We start from the raw sequence: 14147 nt of genomic DNA on the forward strand, positions 1-14147 counted from the left end.
GCGCAGGGTGGATCTGTGGCGAGTATCGCACACCGGATCGGCGCGTCCGGCATTCGTCGACCGCTCAGCGAGCCTCGAGCGGGTCGCCGATGGTCCCGGTGTCCCGGTCGAGGACGCCCTGGGCGGCACGGGTGAGCAGGGCCGTGGCGGGCGTCGCGAGAGCGCCGGTCTCCCGCAACCCGGTGAGCACGTCGTCGGGACGGACCGCGGGCACGGTGTGGGCGAGGAGCAGGTCCAGGGCGGCGCCGACCGAGCCGTCGACGACGTCCATCCGCGCGACAGCGGCGCGGCAGTCGAAGGACCGCAGGCCCTTCTTCGTCATCCGCTCGACGGTGACCGACTCCGCGGCGAGGAAGGCCTGGACAGCGGGCGCGACGACCTCGACGGCCAGGTCGCCGAGGTCGATCTGCCAGCGGCTCGCGGTGAGGAGGTCGGAGAGCGATCCTTCGAGCGAGGTGGCAGCGTCGACGACAGCGACGACGTCGAGTCCATCGGGCAGCGCAGCGTCGAGAGCCGCGCCGACCTCGGCGGGATCGCGGACCGCGGCGAGTCCCAGCTCGACGTACTCCGACTCACTGGCCGCCCCGGTCGGGGCTGCGCCGGCGTAGGAGATGCGCGGGTGTGGGTGGAAGCCCGAGGAGTAGGCCATCGGGATCTCGGCGCGGACCACCGCACGCTCGATCGCCCGGCTGACGTCGCGGTGGCTGGTGAACCGGAGACGGCCCCGCTTGGCGTACCGGATCCGGAGCCTCTGGACCGGCGGTGCCTGCTGCTCGGGCTGCTGTCGACTCACGCGGGCCAGCCTAGGCGCAGGAGCCGGTCCGACCCGAACCGCCGACGGGTGGCAGACGCGGTCGCTCGACTGCATCTAGGCTGTGCCGGGTGAGCGATCCCTACGGCAACAACCCGTACGGCAACGACCCCTACAGCAAGCCCCCTCAGGGCGGCCAGGGACAGCCGGGCCAGAACCCCTACAGCCCGCCGGCCCAGCCGACCTACGGCGGCGGCAACGGTGGCGGCGGTTACGGCGGCGGCTACGGCGGTGGCGGCTATCCGGGCGGCTCCGACCCGATCGGCCCCAAGACCGACGGCATCTCGATCGCTGCGCTCGTGCTGTCCTTCCTCTGCTGCCTCGCGCCGATCGGCGTGATCCTCGGCATCGTCGGGATCAGCCGGACCAAGGGCGGGCAGCGCAAGGGTCGCGGGCTCGCGATCGCTGCCATCGTCGTCGGCATCCTGATGTCGATCCTCGTCGGCGTCCTGGTCGCGGTCGGCGTGTTCTTCGCCAACAAGGTGGTCACCCCCGACAACGCCGAGGTCGGCCAGTGCATCGACGTCGATGAGAACGACGACACCGTCTTCCTCTACGACAAGGACTGCGACGGGGACCACGACGCCGAGATCATCGGGGTCGAGGACGTCACCAGCGACAACATCGACACCATCAACAGCGACATGGTGGGCTTCTGCGACACGCTGCTGTCGGACGAGGACAGGGCCAAGCTGGCGGAGGTCGCCAACCTAGAGATCAGCGCCGTCACGGAGGACCCGGACGACATCTCGACCGGTGACACGATCGTCTGCTACGCGGAGGGTGACCTCGACGGACCGATCCTCTGATCGGATGAGCAGTCCGCACGACGGCGGCTACCACGGCTACCAGCCGCCGTCGAACCCTTACGGCGGCGAGCCCGGGCCCTACGGCCAGGGTCCGGCTCAGCCGTACGACGGCCTGTCGATCGCCGCGCTCGCGGCCTCACTCACCTGCTGCGCGGGCCCGATCGCTGTCGGGCTCGGTATCGCCGGGATCGTGCGCACCCGCGCCGGAGCCCGACGTGGACGGGGCCTCGCCGTCGCGGGCCTGGTGGTCGGGGTGCTCGCCTCGGTCGCGCTGGCGGCCGCGCTGGTCGGGTTCGTGTGGATCGGCTTCAACACCGTCCCGGAGGACGAGGCCGAGGTCGGCGACTGCATCGACGTCAGCACGCTGTTCGGATCCAACGACCTGTGGTCGGCAGACTGCGACGAGGACCACGACGCCGAGGTCTTCGTCGCCGAGCGGATCGACTCGGAGGCGACCGACCGCCTCGACCTGGTCAGCCTGACCACCTTCTGCGAGGAGCTGGTCCCGGCGGAGTACGCCGCCGTCGTCCAGGACAGCACCTACCGCGTCGACTGGTCGACGGACGCCTTCGATGATGCTGACCCTGACGTCGGCGACCACCTCGTGTGCTACCTCGAGCGGACCGACGGGGAGAAGCTCGACGAGCCGCTATTGCGCTGACCGCGGAGCAGAGCGGAGGTTCAGACGACGCTGAGCGGCAACAGCTTCTGCCCCGTCGGGCCGATCTGGATCTCGGTGCCCATCTCCGGGCACACGCCGCAGTCGTAGCACGGGGTCCAGCGGCAGTCCTCGACCTCGATGTCCTGGCCGTCGGCCGCCGCGAGGGCGTCCTCCCAGTCGGCCCACAGCCAGTCCTTGTCGAGACCGGAGTCGAGGTGGTCCCAGGGCAGGACCTCGTCGTAGCCACGCTCACGCGTGGTGAACCAGTCGAGGTCGACGCCGGTGCCGGCGAGCGCCGTCTCGGCGGCCGCCGCCCAGCGCTCGTAGGAGAAGTGCTCGCTCCAGCCGTCGAACCGGCCGCCATCGCGCCACACCTGCTCGATGATCCGCCCGACCCTGCGGTCGCCGCGGGAGAGGAGTCCCTCGATCTGGCCGGGCTGGCCGTCGTGGTAGCGGAAGCCGATCGCGCGGCCGTAGCGCTTGTCCTCCCGCACCGTGTCGCGCAGCTTGCGCAACCGCTCGTCGGTCGTCGTCGGGTCGAGCTGCGAGGCCCACTGGAACGGAGTGTGCGGCTTGGGCACGAACCCGCCGATCGAGACGGTGCAGCGGATGTCGTTGCGCCCCGACACCTCGCGGCCGGTCGCAATGACGCGCTTGGCGAGGTCGGCGATCTGCAGCACGTCCTCGTCGGTCTCGGTCGGCAGGCCGCACATGAAGTAGAGCTTCACCTGCCGCCAGCCGTGGGAGTAGGCCGTCGCGACGGTGCGGATCAGGTCGTCCTCGGAGACCATCTTGTTGATGACCTTGCGCATCCGCTCGCTGCCGCCCTCCGGCGCGAACGTCAGCCCGGAGCGGCGTCCGTTGCGGGAGAACTCGTTGGCGAGGGTGATGTTGAAGGCGTCGACACGCGTGCTCGGCAACGACAGGGAGACGTTGGAGCCCTCGTAGCGGTCGGCGAGACCGGAGGCGACGTCGCCGATCTCGGTGTGGTCGGCCGAGCTCAGCGAGAGCAGGCCCACCTCCTCGAAGCCGGTCTTCTTGATGCCGTTGTCGACCATCGCGCCGATCGTCTCGATGGAGCGCTCGCGCACCGGGCGGGTGATCATCCCGGCCTGGCAGAAGCGGCAGCCGCGGGTGCAGCCGCGGAAGATCTCGACGCTGAACCGCTCGTGCACGGTCTCGGCGAGCGGCACGAGTGGGTTGCGCGGGTAGGGCCACTGGTCGAGGTCCATCAGCGTGTGCTTGCGGACGCGGACCGGCGCCTCCGCGTGGTTGGGTACGACGGCCACGAGCATGCCGTCGGCGTCGTACTCGGCGTCATAGAAGCGCGGCACGTAGACCGTGCCCGAGACGGCGAGGCGGCGCAGCAGCTCGATGCGCCCGCCCGGGGAGCCCTCGCCCTTCCACTCGCGCACGACCTCGGAGATCTTGAGCACGACCTCCTCGCCGTCGCCGAGGACGGCGGCGTCGACGAAGTCGGCGATGGGCTCGGGGTTGAACGCCGCATGGCCGCCGGCGACGACGACCGGGTGGGTCTCGTCGCGGTCGACGGCGTGCAACGGGATGCCGGCGAGATCGAGGGCGGTGAGCAGGTTGGTGTAGCCGAGCTCGGTCGAGAAGCTGATGCCGAAGAGGTCGAAGGCGCCGACGGGGCGGTGGCTGTCGACGGTGAACTGCGGGATGCCCTGCTCGCGCAGGACCTTCTCCATGTCGGGCCACACCGCATAGGTGCGCTCGGCGAGGATCCAGTCGCGCTCGTTGAGCACCTCGTAGAGGATCTGCACGCCCTGGTTGGGCAGGCCGACCTCATAGGCGTCGGGATACATCAGCGCCCAGCGCACGGTCGGGCCGCCGTCCTCGGACGCGGCGGCGCAGTCCCAGTCCTTGGTGACCATGTTGAGCTCGCCACCGACGTACTGGATCGGCTTGGAGACCGACAGCAGATGGGGCTCCAGCCGGGGGAAGACGGACTCGACGGACGCGGCGGACATGGGTCGGATTCTACGGCCGGCCCGGTCCGCGGCGGACATCCGCGGATCAGACGGTCACGACCCGCTCGATAGGATCGCGCCATGAGTGCCTCCACCTCGGGTCGGCTCGGGTGGACGGTGTTCACCCCGCCGATCGCCGCCATCGTGCTGGCGTTCTCGTGGGGCACCCACCCCGAGCCGGTGGTCGCGGCCCTCATCGGCATCGCGCTGATCGGCGCCGTCCTGGCCGGCGTCCACCATGCCGAGGTCGTCGCCCACAAGGTCGGCGAGCCCTTCGGATCGTTGCTCCTCGCCGTGGCGGTGACGGTCATCGAGGTCGGCCTGATCGTGATGCTGATGGTGTCGGGCAACGGCGAGACGTCCACCTTGGCGCGCGACACCGTCTTCGCTGCCGTGATGATCACGGTCAACGGCATCGTGGGGCTCGCCCTCGTGGTCGGCGCGCTGCGCCACCACCTCGCGGTCTTCAATCCCGAGGGCACGGGGTCGGCCCTGGCGACGGTGATCACCCTGGCGGGCCTCACCCTGGTGGTGCCGACCTTCACCACCAGCGAGTCGGGTCCGGTCCTGACCGGCTCCCAGCTGACCTTCGCCGCGCTCGCGTCGCTCGGGCTCTATGGCTCCTTCGTCTTCACGCAGACGGTGCGTCACCGCGACTTCTTCCTGCCCAACACCACGGCCACGCCCGGCGGCTGGACGCCCGACGACGATGCCGACGGCGACGGACATGCCGATCCACCGACCAACCGCGAGGCATGGACCAGCGTCGGCCTGCTGGTGCTCTCGCTGCTGACCGTGGTCGGGCTGGCGAAGGTCGAGTCCTACTCGATCGAGGACGCCGTGGACTGGTTCGGCTTCCCCCACGCCGTGGTCGGCGTCGTGATCGCGCTGCTGGTGCTGGCGCCCGAGACCATCGCCGCGGTGCGGGCGGCCGTGCGCGACCGCGTGCAGATCAGCCTCAACCTCGCCTACGGCTCGGCGATGGCCTCGATCGGCCTCACCATCCCCGCCATCGCCGTCGCCTCCATCTGGCTCGAGGGCGACCTGGCGCTGGGCCTGGAGCCGCTGCAGCTGGTGTTGCTGTTCCTCTCCGCCGTCGTCGGCGTCCTGACGGTGGTGCCGGGTCGCGCGAAGCCGATGAACGGCATCGTCCACCTGATCCTGTTCGCCGCCTTCATCCTGCTGACCGTCGCGCCATGACCCGCGGCCGCAGCCTGAGCCTCGCCACGGCGGCACTTCTGGCGCTGACCCTTGCCGCCTGCGGCGACGACGAGCCCGTCAATGACGGCGACAGCAGCGACCGGATCGTGCTGACCCCGCCCGAGGAGGGTGCCTCCCACATCCACGCCCCCGGCCAGGAGCACGGCGGCGCGCCGCTCGGCGACGGCACCCGGGCGACGGCGGGCGGCTACACGATGGCCGATGTCGCGCTGCCCGGCGCCGACCAGCCGGGCGAAGTGGCCTTCCGGATCCTGGGCGAGGACGGTGAGCCACTGACGTCGTACGTCGAGGAGCAGACCAAGCTGCTCCACCTCTACGTCGTCCGCGTCGACCTGGGCGGCTTCCGCCACCTGCATCCCACTCTCGACGACGACGGCACCTGGCGGGCCCAGGTCGACCTGGACGCACCGGGCCAGTGGCGGGTGATCGCCGAATTCATGCCGGGGGGCGCGGCCCAGGCCGTCGTGGTCGGCCAGCAGCTCAGCGTCGCAGGCGACACCTCCGCGCCCGCGGAGATCCCCCGCGGCGATGAAGGACTGACCAGCGACGACGGCGTGGCCCGCGTCGAGGTGCTCGGCGGAGCCGCGGTCGACGACAACGGCCGACTGCAGCTGTCGGTCACCGACCTCGACGGCGCGCCGCTCACGCTCGGGAGCTACCTCGGCACGTCGGCCCACCTGACCGGCTTCGCGCTCGACACCGACGCGTTCGTCCACGTGCATCCCTATGGCGCTCCCGAGATCACCGACGACGGCACGGTGCTGACGTTCCACACCACGTTCACCACGCCCGGCGACTACCGGATGTTCCTGCAGTTCCGCGTCGACGGCCTGCTGCACCAGGTGGCGGTCACCGTGCCGGTCAGCGACTGACGCTGACCTCGAGCGTCGTCACGGGGGACGTGAACTCGTCGACCGGGACGCTGACCTGCAGGTCCCACGTGCCAGCGACCGGGAACACGACGTCGGCGGTGTAGGTGCCGGTCGCGCTCGGCACCAGCGGGATCTCCCCGAGGTCGATGGTCTCCGAGCGCAGCTCGACGGCGGGCGCGTCGTAGAGGTCGAGCGGCTCTCCGGCGGGGTCCTGGACCTGCACGATCAGTCGGCGTTGCAGACCCGGCCCGGCGTCGAGCACCGCCAGCACGCGGTGGTCCTCCCCCGCGGCCGCGGCCACGACGCCGGTGTCGGCGGTCGCCGGCCCCGCCTCCCCCGTGCCGCCGGGCGGCTTCTGGGTGAGGAAGCCGGTCACGGCGAGCACGGCGACCAGCAGGCCGGCCTCGACCACCACGACCCGTCCCACGCAGGCCGCGGCGCGACGACGGCCGTCGTGCCCGCCCTCGGCCCGCACGAGCGGCACCAGCCGGAAGCGGTTGTAGGCCGCAACGGCCACGAGCACGGTCACCAGCGCGAGCTTGGCCAGGAGCAGACGTCCCCAGGTCTCCTCGACGAGCCCCGACCAGCTGCCGAGGATCCGCCAGCCCATCAGCACACCGCTGACGCCGAGGACGGCGAGCAGGCCGGCGGCCACGGTGGAGAAGCGGGTCAGCAGCAGCGCGGCGTCGCGCGGACGGCCGGCGATCGCGGGCAGGCTCAGTGCGAGCCCGACGAGACCGCCCAGCCAGACCGCCCCCGCCGAGAGATGGAGGGCGTCGGTGACGACCAGCAGGGCGCTGGGCTCGTAGGCGCGGGTGTGGCCCACGAGCGCAGGCGACCAGACCGCGAGCGCGGCCAGCAGGTCGCCGGTGAGGGTCGAGCGCTCGCGTCCGGCGAGGGCGACCGCGACGCCGAGCCCGACGGCCTGCAGCAGGAGGACGACGATGTCGTCGGTGACCAGCGCCGGGTCGACGACCGCCGGGTCGAGGAGACCGGAGAGGCCGGAACCGAGCTGATAGGCCCCCGCCAGGGGTACGGCGAGCGCGGCCGCGGTGACCGCGACGACCGCGGCAGCCCGCAGCAGGCGAAGCAGCCGGCGTCGTACGGGCTCGGGCAGGCGCACTCCTCGCGCCGTCCAGCCGAGGAAGACCACCAGCCCGCCGGCGAGCAGGAGCGCGACGTAGTCGGCGGCGTGGACGACCGCCTGGACGGTGGCCAACGCCCCCGGGTCGGCCGGGGCGAGGTCCGGGGGCTTCACCTCGAGGCTCGGCTCACCGACGTGGAACGTGAGCGAGCCGGCGATCGGGTGGCCGTCGGCGGACACCACGCGCCACGTGACGACGTAGGTGCCGTCGCCCAGCTCGCCCGGCAGCTCGCCCGTCACCTCGGCGCCGGAGGCCGCTGCGTCGATCTCGACCGGCTGCCCGGAGGCGTCGAAGGCCAGCAGGCCGTCCGGGACCAGCTGGACGGCCTCGTCGAACGTGAACGTCACCGACGACGGCGCGCCGGGCAGGATCGCCCCCTCGGCCGGGTCGGAGGAGACGAGTGTGGCGTGTGCCGACGCCGGCACCGCCGTCCCCAGGACCGCGAGCACGGCCCCCAGGACGGCGAGCAGCAGCGCCGGCACACGCCTCATCGATCAGGCCCTGCGGCCGGAGCGGGCCAGGGCCACGCCACCGAGGGCGAGACCGCCGATGCCGGCCACGAGGCCGCCGATGGCCAGGCCCTGGGCCGAGTCGTCGTTGTCCTCGGCCGCGGCGTCGGCGTCACCCGACTCGTCGCCCGACGCGTCGGATCCCTCGGCGTCGTCCGTGTCGTCGGAGTGCCCGTGGCCGTCAGCGGAGGCCTCGGTGATCGTCAGCACCGGCGCCGGGCTGGCGAGCTCCTCGGCGTCCTGGCCCTCGGCGGCGAGCTCGGTCCAGCCGGTCTGGCCCTCGACACAGGACTGGACGACGGGGAAGGCGAGCGTCTTGCCGGCCGCGTCAGGCAGCTGGACCTGGAGGGCGACCGTGTCGCGGTAGCCGTCCTCGAGCGGGGTCTTCGCGGTGTAGACGACCTGGCTGACCCGCTCGGTCAGCTCGTTGCCGTGGGCGTCTTGGACCGGCTCGTCGAGCTTCTCGACGACTTTCTCGATCGTCCAGCCCGGGTTGATAGTCGGCGTGACGGCCGGGATCTCCTCGGGCAGCTGGATGGCCAGCTTCGTGGTGGGCGATCCCTCACAGCCGTGGCCCACGCTGAAGGTGAGCACGGCATAGGAGCCGGCTGCCGTCGTCGACGGCGTGACGGTGACGTGGGCGCTGGCGGCACCCGCGCTGAGCGCGACGATGCCGAGGGCGGCGGTCGTGGCGGCGATGGGCAGGGCGGTACGTCGGAACTGCATGGAAAGGGGTCCTCTCGGGAGGGTTGCTGGAGACGTGCGGGCAGCGGCGACTCGCCTGCCCCACGGCGCCAGGTCATCCCGGGCGGTTCAGGTGGGTCAGGCGGTCGCGAAGCGGTCAGCCGGAGGACCGCGGGTCGGCGCCGTCGCGAGGGCCCGGGCCCGGCGGACCGGGCCGTCAGTGGATCGGGACGTCGGGCGCGGCCTGTCGGGCACGCGGGCGAGGACCGGGTCGGACCACGCCACGACGATCGCGACGGAGCGGCGCCGCAGCGCCCACATGCCTCCGGCCACGACGACAGCCAGGACGTGGGCGACCAGCATCGCCGGCGAGAGGCCGAGGAGGCCTCCGGTCATCGCGCCCGTCACGCCGGCAGCGCCCGTCGCGGCCAGGTGGGCATCGTGGTGGCCGGGACTGAGCGCCACCAGCCACGCGTGGCCGAGCACCTGCGCGACCAGGAGCAGCGGTCCCACCGTCCGGATGCTGGCGCGATGGCGCAGCACGGCCACGCTGGCGCCGTAGACGAGGACGCCGAAGGCGGCCAGCCAGGCCGCGGACGGGACCTCGCCGCCAGCGGCCGCGTGGGCGAGGGCGAGGGCCGTCACGCTCTCGAGGGTGCTGAGCAGCGCCGGGATCGCCACGCGGGAGCGCGGCAGGCGGCGGACGGTCAGCACCCCTCCATCTTGCCGGATGCCCCTCGACCTGTCGGCATCGACGGTCCGGCCTAGAATCAGGCCACGTGACTGCTGCCTGGGGCTTCGGCCTGACCACGTACGCCGCCGACGGATCCGTCCTCGACACCTGGTTCCCCGAGCCGCGGCTCGGCGACAAGCCCGCCGACACCGCCGCACCGGAGGCGCTGACGGCCCTCGAGGGAACCGACGAGGCCCGCGGCGTCACCCGGTCGGTGACCCTGGTCGAGGTGGCGGACCTCGACGCCGCGCCGGCGACGACCGCCGAGGTGTGGCTGCGCCTCCACCTGCTCTCGCACCGCCTGGTCGCCCCGCACGGGCAGAACCTCGACGGCATCTTCGGCCTGTTGACCAATGTCGTGTGGACCTCCGCCGGGCCGTGCGCGGTCGACGGCTTCGAGCTCACCCGCGCCCGCCTCCAGGCCGCCGGCCTCAACGTCACCGTCTTCGGCGTCGACAAGTTCCCCCGGATGGTCGACTACGTCGTCCCCGCTGGGGTGCGGATCGCCGACGCCGGCCGGGTGCGGCTGGGCGCCCACCTGGCGAGCGGCACGACCGTCATGCACGAGGGCTTCGTCAACTTCAACGCCGGCACCGTCGGCACCTCCATGGTCGAGGGTCGGATCTCGGCCGGGGTGGTCGTCGGCGACGGCTCCGACATCGGTGGCGGCGCCTCGATCATGGGCACGCTGTCCGGTGGCGGCAAGGAGGTCATCGCGATCGGTGCCCGCTGCCTGCTCGGCGCCAACGCCGGCATCGGGATCTCGCTCGGCGACGACTGCGTCGTCGAGGCCGGCTGCTACGTCACGGCCGGCACCAAGGTCACCGTGCTGGAGCCCGGCAAGGACGCCCGCGTGATCAAGGCCCGGGAGCTGTCGGGAGCGAGCAACGTGCTCTTCCGCCGCAACTCGGTCTCCGGCGCGATCGAGGCCGTCCCGTGGCAGGGCGAGGGCATCGCCCTCAACGCGGACCTGCACGCCAACTGACGACGCCGACCGGGTGGTCCGGGAGGGTCACGCCCGGGCGGCTTGGCCTGATCAGGACACTGGTGCCGTGAAGCGCAACGGAGCAGCGATCGTCGTCGGCCTGGCGGCCGTCGCGACGGTCGCTGCCGTCGGCATCGCCGTCTTCCACGTCGCCGACGAGCTCGTCGGCGGCCCCGACGGCGACTGCGAGGTGACCGTCGGCGAGCAGAAGGTCGAGGTCAGCGGCGAGCAGGCCGAGAACGCCGCGCTGATCTCCGCCATCGCCGTGCAGCGGGGCCTGCCGGCCCGCGCGGCGTCCATCGCACTGGCGACCGCCTACCAGGAGTCGAAGCTCGTCAACATCGACTACGGCGACCGCGACTCGATCGGCCTGTTCCAGCAGCGGCCCTCGCAGGGCTGGGGCACCCAGGAGCAGATCCTCGATCCGGTCTACTCGACCAACGCCTTCTACGACGCGCTCGTGCAGGTCGACGGCTACGAGGACATGGAGATCACCGTCGCCGCCCAGACGGTGCAGCGTTCGGCCTACCCCGACGCCTACGCCGACCACGAGGCCGACGGCCGCGCGCTGGCCTCCGCGCTCACCGGCCACTCCCCCGCGACCTTCACGTGCGACCTCGACGGCGGCGCGCCGTCCGCCGACGAGGAGCTGACGCCGAGCGGACTCACCGCCCGCGCGGAGGCCGTGCGGATCGAGCTGCTCGACACCTTCGGGCGGCTCTCCCTCGGCGGCTACGAGCCGGGCGGCGTCAGCTCGGGGCACATGGAGGGATCAGCGCACTACGACGGTCGGGCCGTCGACGTGTTCGTCCGGCCGGTCAGCGACGCCAACAACGCCAAGGGCTGGGCGATGGCCCACTGGGCCGTCGCCAACGCCGCCCGCCTCGACATCCGCACCGTCATCTTCGACGACCGGATCTGGACCGCGGGCCGCGAGGGCTGGCGCGACTACGACGTGCCGTCGTCGTCCTCGGGCGACCAGGCCATCCTCGAGCACCGCGACCACGTCCACATCGACGTGTTCCGCTAATTGGGTCGAGCGCGTCTCCGGTGCGATGACGGGGGCAGCAAGCTGCCGTCGCGCACCTCCCGCCGCGCTGCCGACCGGTGTCGCTCGTGGGTCCTTCTCGAACGCAGGTCAGGCCAGTCGCGCGACCGCGGCGTCGATCCGCTCGTCCGATGCCGTGAGTGCGATCCGGACGTGGTGCGAGCCGGCGGCGCCGTAGAACGCGCCCGGCGCGACGAGGATGCCCTGCTCGGCGAGCTCGGCGACGAGCTGCCAGCAGTCCGGTCCCGCGGGCCCCTTGGTCGTCCAGAGGTAGAGCGAGGCCTCGGAGTGCTCGATCGTGTAGCCCGCGGTCTCGAGCGCCGCGCGCAGCCGGGAGCGCCGGGCGCGGTAGCGCTCGTGCTGCTCCGCCACGTGGGCCTCGTCGCCGAGCACCGCGGCCATCGCGTGCTGGGCCGGGCCGGGCATCAGCAGGCCGAGGTTCTTGCGGACCGCCAGCAGCTCGGCGATCACGGCACGGTCGCCGGCCACGAAGCCACAGCGGTAGCCGGCCAGGTTGGACCGCTTCGACAGCGAGTGGACGACGAGGATGCCGTCGGACGATCCGCCGCAGATGTCGGGGTGCAGGACGGACAGGGCCTCACCCTCCCAGACGCAGTCGAGGTAGCACTCGTCGGAGACGAGCAGCACGCCCCGCTCGCGGCACCAGTCGACGACCTTCTTGAGATGCTCCTTCGGGAGCACCCGGCCCGACGGGTTGGACGGCGAGTTGATCCAGAGCAGCTTCGGCGTCTCGGGACCGAAGGTCGTCAACGCGTCGGTGGCGACGGCCTTCGCGCCCACCAGCGCCGCGCCGACCTCGTAGGTCGGATAGGCCAGGGCGGGATAGCCGATCACGTCGCCCGCGCCGAGACCGAGGAAGGTCGGGAGCGCGGCGATGAACTCCTTGGAGCCGATGAGTGGCAGCACCTGGTCGGCGTCGAGGCCGGTGACCCCGTGCGTGCCGGCGAGCCAGTCGACGACCGCCTGCCGGACCTCCACCGTCCCGACCGTCAGCGGGTAGCCGGGCGAGTCGGCCGCCTCCACGAGCGCGCGCCGGGCGACCTCGGGCGTCGGATCGACCGGCGTGCCGATCGACAGGTCGACGATCCCGTCACCGTGGGCGCGCGCCGTGGCGGCGTACGGCGTGAGCTGGTCCCAGGGGAAGTCGGGCAGCCGCTGGGAGACCGGTTTCGAGGCTCGCTGCGCTCGCACCTCAACCATCGGTGAGGTGCTCAGTGGTCCTGGTTCTGCGGCTCGAGGCCAGCGACGAACTCGGCATCCTTGTCGATCTCGCCCATCTTGGCGGCACCGCCGGGCGAGCCGAGGTCGTCGAAGAACTTGACGTTGGCGTCGTAGTAGTCCTTCCACTCCTCCGGCACGTCGTCCTCGTAGAAGATCGCCTCGACCGGGCAGACCGGCTCGCAGGCGCCACAGTCGACACACTCGTCGGGGTGGATGTAGAGCATCCGCTTGCCCTCGTAGATGCAGTCGACGGGACATTCATCGACGCACGCACGGTCCTTGACGTCGACGCACGGCTGCGAGATGACGTAGGTCATCGATCCTCCTGAGACCAAGCAGAGACTGCGGGGATGAGGGTGACACGAAAGTGTTTCGTGTTCGACGCCAGCCTAGTATCCCACCCGTGGCAGACGTGCGAGGACCCCACGATTCGGGCAAATCGACTGCCGAGGGCATCGGGCAGCACCGACTGGGTCCCCACGTCGTCGGTCAGCGCGTGGTCGTCCGGCGCGTCGTCCGCGGGGAGACCGGTCCGACCGGCGGCCCCGCCTTCACCGACCTGCTCGGCACCTGCCTGGCGTGGGCGGACGGCGTGTGCCGGGTGCAGCCCGAGGACGGCCCTGCGGTCAGCATCGCCGTCGCCGACATCGTGTCGGGCAAGCCGGTCCCGCCCCGGCCCTCCCACCGGCTGCGGGTGAGCGCCCGGGAGGCCGAGCTGCACACGGCGACCCTGTGGCCTGCCGTCGAGCGGGTCGCGCTCGGCGAGTGGCAGCTGCGATGCGATCCGGCCCCCACCGGCCGCGTGCTCAAACGCGCCAACTCCTGCCTGGCCATGGGCGATCCCGGCCAGCCCGTGCCGTCGGCCCTCGACACCGTCCGATCCTTCTACGCCGAGCGGGGACGGCAGCCGCTCGTGCAGGTCGAGTCCGGGTCGGCCGTGGAGGACGAGGTGCTCGCCGCCGGCTGGACGGCCGTGCCGCAGGGCGAGTCCGAGCTCTGGCTCGCCTCCGTCGCCGTCGTACGACGCTCGCTGGGCGCCGTCCCCGACCGGGTCGAGCTGGAGATCAGCGGCCCACGCGCCGTCGCGTCCGTCGGCGATGCCTGCGATCCGCTCGCCGAGGGCCGGGCCGCGGTCGACGGCGACTGGATCGGGTTGCACGGCCTGCTCGTGGACCCGACGCACCGTCGACGCGGTCTCGGCCGGACCGTGGTCGCCGAGCTGCTGGAGTGGGGGGCCGAGCAGGGCGCCCTGACGGCGTGGCTGCACGTCGAGACCGACAACGACGCCGCGCTCGCCTTCTGGGAGGGCCTGGGCGTCCTCCCCCACCACGGCTGCCGCTACTACGTCGCTGGTTGAGGCTTCGGGTGGGGCGGCGCCTGCGGCGCCTCCCGTGACGACCCCCGGCGGCGCAGAGCGGGGACCCCGCCCTCGGCCA

At 72.1% G+C, this 14147-nt stretch carries 14 protein-coding genes; 7 read left to right on the top strand and 7 right to left on the bottom strand.

Annotated elements, in window-relative coordinates; genetic code table 11:
- Window positions 1-64: 64 nt before the first annotated feature.
- Window positions 65-802, bottom strand: coding sequence for a TIGR03936 family radical SAM-associated protein (locus tag E9934_RS05115; protein WP_379191391.1), 738 nt, complete (start codon window positions 800-802; stop codon window positions 65-67).
- Window positions 803-882: 80 nt separating this feature from the next.
- Between E9934_RS05115 and E9934_RS05120 the strand changes: the two genes are divergently transcribed.
- Window positions 883-1620 (top strand): DUF4190 domain-containing protein, encoded by a 738-nt coding sequence (locus E9934_RS05120; RefSeq protein WP_158294933.1) that lies wholly within the window; start codon window positions 883-885, stop codon window positions 1618-1620.
- Window positions 1621-1624: 4 nt separating this feature from the next.
- Window positions 1625-2281 carry a hypothetical protein gene (locus E9934_RS05125; protein WP_136561780.1) on the top strand — a complete coding sequence of 219 codons (657 nt, stop codon included), beginning with the start codon at window positions 1625-1627 and terminating at the stop codon, window positions 2279-2281.
- A gap of 20 nt (window positions 2282-2301) precedes the next feature.
- Here E9934_RS05125 and E9934_RS05130 read toward each other — a convergent pair whose 3' ends face one another.
- Window positions 2302-4272, bottom strand: a complete 1971-nt coding sequence (locus E9934_RS05130; protein ID WP_136561781.1) for a TIGR03960 family B12-binding radical SAM protein — start codon at window positions 4270-4272, stop codon at window positions 2302-2304.
- A gap of 81 nt (window positions 4273-4353) precedes the next feature.
- On the opposite strand from E9934_RS05130, the gene E9934_RS05135 reads away from it, so the two are divergent.
- Window positions 4354-5472: a calcium:cation antiporter gene (locus tag E9934_RS05135; protein ID WP_136561782.1), complete on the top strand. Its 1119-nt coding sequence runs from the start codon at window positions 4354-4356 to the stop codon at window positions 5470-5472.
- Window positions 5469-6365 (top strand): hypothetical protein, encoded by an 897-nt coding sequence (locus E9934_RS05140; RefSeq protein WP_136561783.1) that lies wholly within the window; start codon window positions 5469-5471, stop codon window positions 6363-6365. The genes E9934_RS05135 and E9934_RS05140 overlap by 4 nt, the downstream gene beginning before the upstream one ends.
- On the opposite strand, the gene E9934_RS05145 is transcribed toward E9934_RS05140, so the two are convergent.
- From E9934_RS05145 to E9934_RS19530, 3 genes are all read right to left on the bottom strand, one after another.
- Complete coding sequence (locus E9934_RS05145) at window positions 6355-8001, bottom strand: copper resistance CopC/CopD family protein (protein ID WP_136561784.1); 1647 nt, start codon at window positions 7999-8001, stop codon at window positions 6355-6357. The two genes, E9934_RS05140 and E9934_RS05145, sit on opposite strands and share 11 nt — an antisense overlap.
- A gap of 3 nt (window positions 8002-8004) precedes the next feature.
- Window positions 8005-8745, bottom strand: a complete 741-nt coding sequence (locus E9934_RS05150; protein ID WP_136561785.1) for a YcnI family copper-binding membrane protein — start codon at window positions 8743-8745, stop codon at window positions 8005-8007.
- Between the two features lie 96 nt (window positions 8746-8841).
- Window positions 8842-9417 carry a hypothetical protein gene (locus E9934_RS19530; RefSeq protein ID WP_158294934.1) on the bottom strand — a complete coding sequence of 192 codons (576 nt, stop codon included), beginning with the start codon at window positions 9415-9417 and terminating at the stop codon, window positions 8842-8844.
- A 65-nt stretch (window positions 9418-9482) separates the two neighbouring features.
- Between E9934_RS19530 and dapD the strand changes: the two genes are divergently transcribed.
- Window positions 9483-10421 (top strand): 2,3,4,5-tetrahydropyridine-2,6-dicarboxylate N-succinyltransferase, encoded by a 939-nt coding sequence (gene dapD / locus E9934_RS05160; RefSeq protein WP_136561786.1) that lies wholly within the window; start codon window positions 9483-9485, stop codon window positions 10419-10421.
- 67 nt (window positions 10422-10488) lie between these two features.
- The gene (locus E9934_RS20530; RefSeq protein WP_136561787.1) at window positions 10489-11451 is read left to right on the top strand and encodes a VldE C-terminal domain-containing protein; all 963 of its coding nucleotides are present in this window, start codon (window positions 10489-10491) and stop codon (window positions 11449-11451) included.
- A 108-nt stretch (window positions 11452-11559) separates the two neighbouring features.
- Here E9934_RS20530 and dapC read toward each other — a convergent pair whose 3' ends face one another.
- Both dapC and fdxA read right to left on the bottom strand, forming a co-directional pair.
- Entirely contained in the window at window positions 11560-12690 is a 1131-nt protein-coding gene (gene dapC, locus E9934_RS05170) for a succinyldiaminopimelate transaminase (RefSeq protein WP_136561788.1), read from the bottom strand.
- Between the two features lie 11 nt (window positions 12691-12701).
- Window positions 12702-13028, bottom strand: coding sequence for a ferredoxin (gene fdxA, locus E9934_RS05175; protein WP_136561789.1), 327 nt, complete (start codon window positions 13026-13028; stop codon window positions 12702-12704).
- Window positions 13029-13114: 86 nt separating this feature from the next.
- Here fdxA and E9934_RS05180 point away from each other — a divergent pair, with 86 nt between their 5' ends.
- The gene (locus tag E9934_RS05180; RefSeq protein WP_136561790.1) at window positions 13115-14068 is read left to right on the top strand and encodes a GNAT family N-acetyltransferase; all 954 of its coding nucleotides are present in this window, start codon (window positions 13115-13117) and stop codon (window positions 14066-14068) included.
- Window positions 14069-14147 lie beyond the last annotated feature (79 nt).

This window comes from Nocardioides caeni (assembly GCF_004912195.1).
GTDB classification, from domain to species: Bacteria; Actinomycetota; Actinomycetes; order Propionibacteriales; family Nocardioidaceae; genus Nocardioides; species Nocardioides caeni.

Coding starts and splice junctions, on each gene's coding strand:
- E9934_RS05145 (WP_136561784.1), bottom strand. CDS start 8,001: ATGAGGCGTGTGCCGGCGCTGCTGCTCGCCGTCCTGGGGGCCGTGCTC.
- E9934_RS05150 (WP_136561785.1), bottom strand. CDS start 8,745: ATGCAGTTCCGACGTACCGCCCTGCCCATCGCCGCCACGACCGCCGCC.
- E9934_RS05125 (WP_136561780.1), top strand. CDS start 1,625: ATGAGCAGTCCGCACGACGGCGGCTACCACGGCTACCAGCCGCCGTCG.
- E9934_RS05130 (WP_136561781.1), bottom strand. CDS start 4,272: ATGTCCGCCGCGTCCGTCGAGTCCGTCTTCCCCCGGCTGGAGCCCCAT.
- dapC (WP_136561788.1), bottom strand. CDS start 12,690: ATGGTTGAGGTGCGAGCGCAGCGAGCCTCGAAACCGGTCTCCCAGCGG.
- E9934_RS05140 (WP_136561783.1), top strand. CDS start 5,469: ATGACCCGCGGCCGCAGCCTGAGCCTCGCCACGGCGGCACTTCTGGCG.
- fdxA (WP_136561789.1), bottom strand. CDS start 13,028: ATGACCTACGTCATCTCGCAGCCGTGCGTCGACGTCAAGGACCGTGCG.
- E9934_RS05135 (WP_136561782.1), top strand. CDS start 4,354: ATGAGTGCCTCCACCTCGGGTCGGCTCGGGTGGACGGTGTTCACCCCG.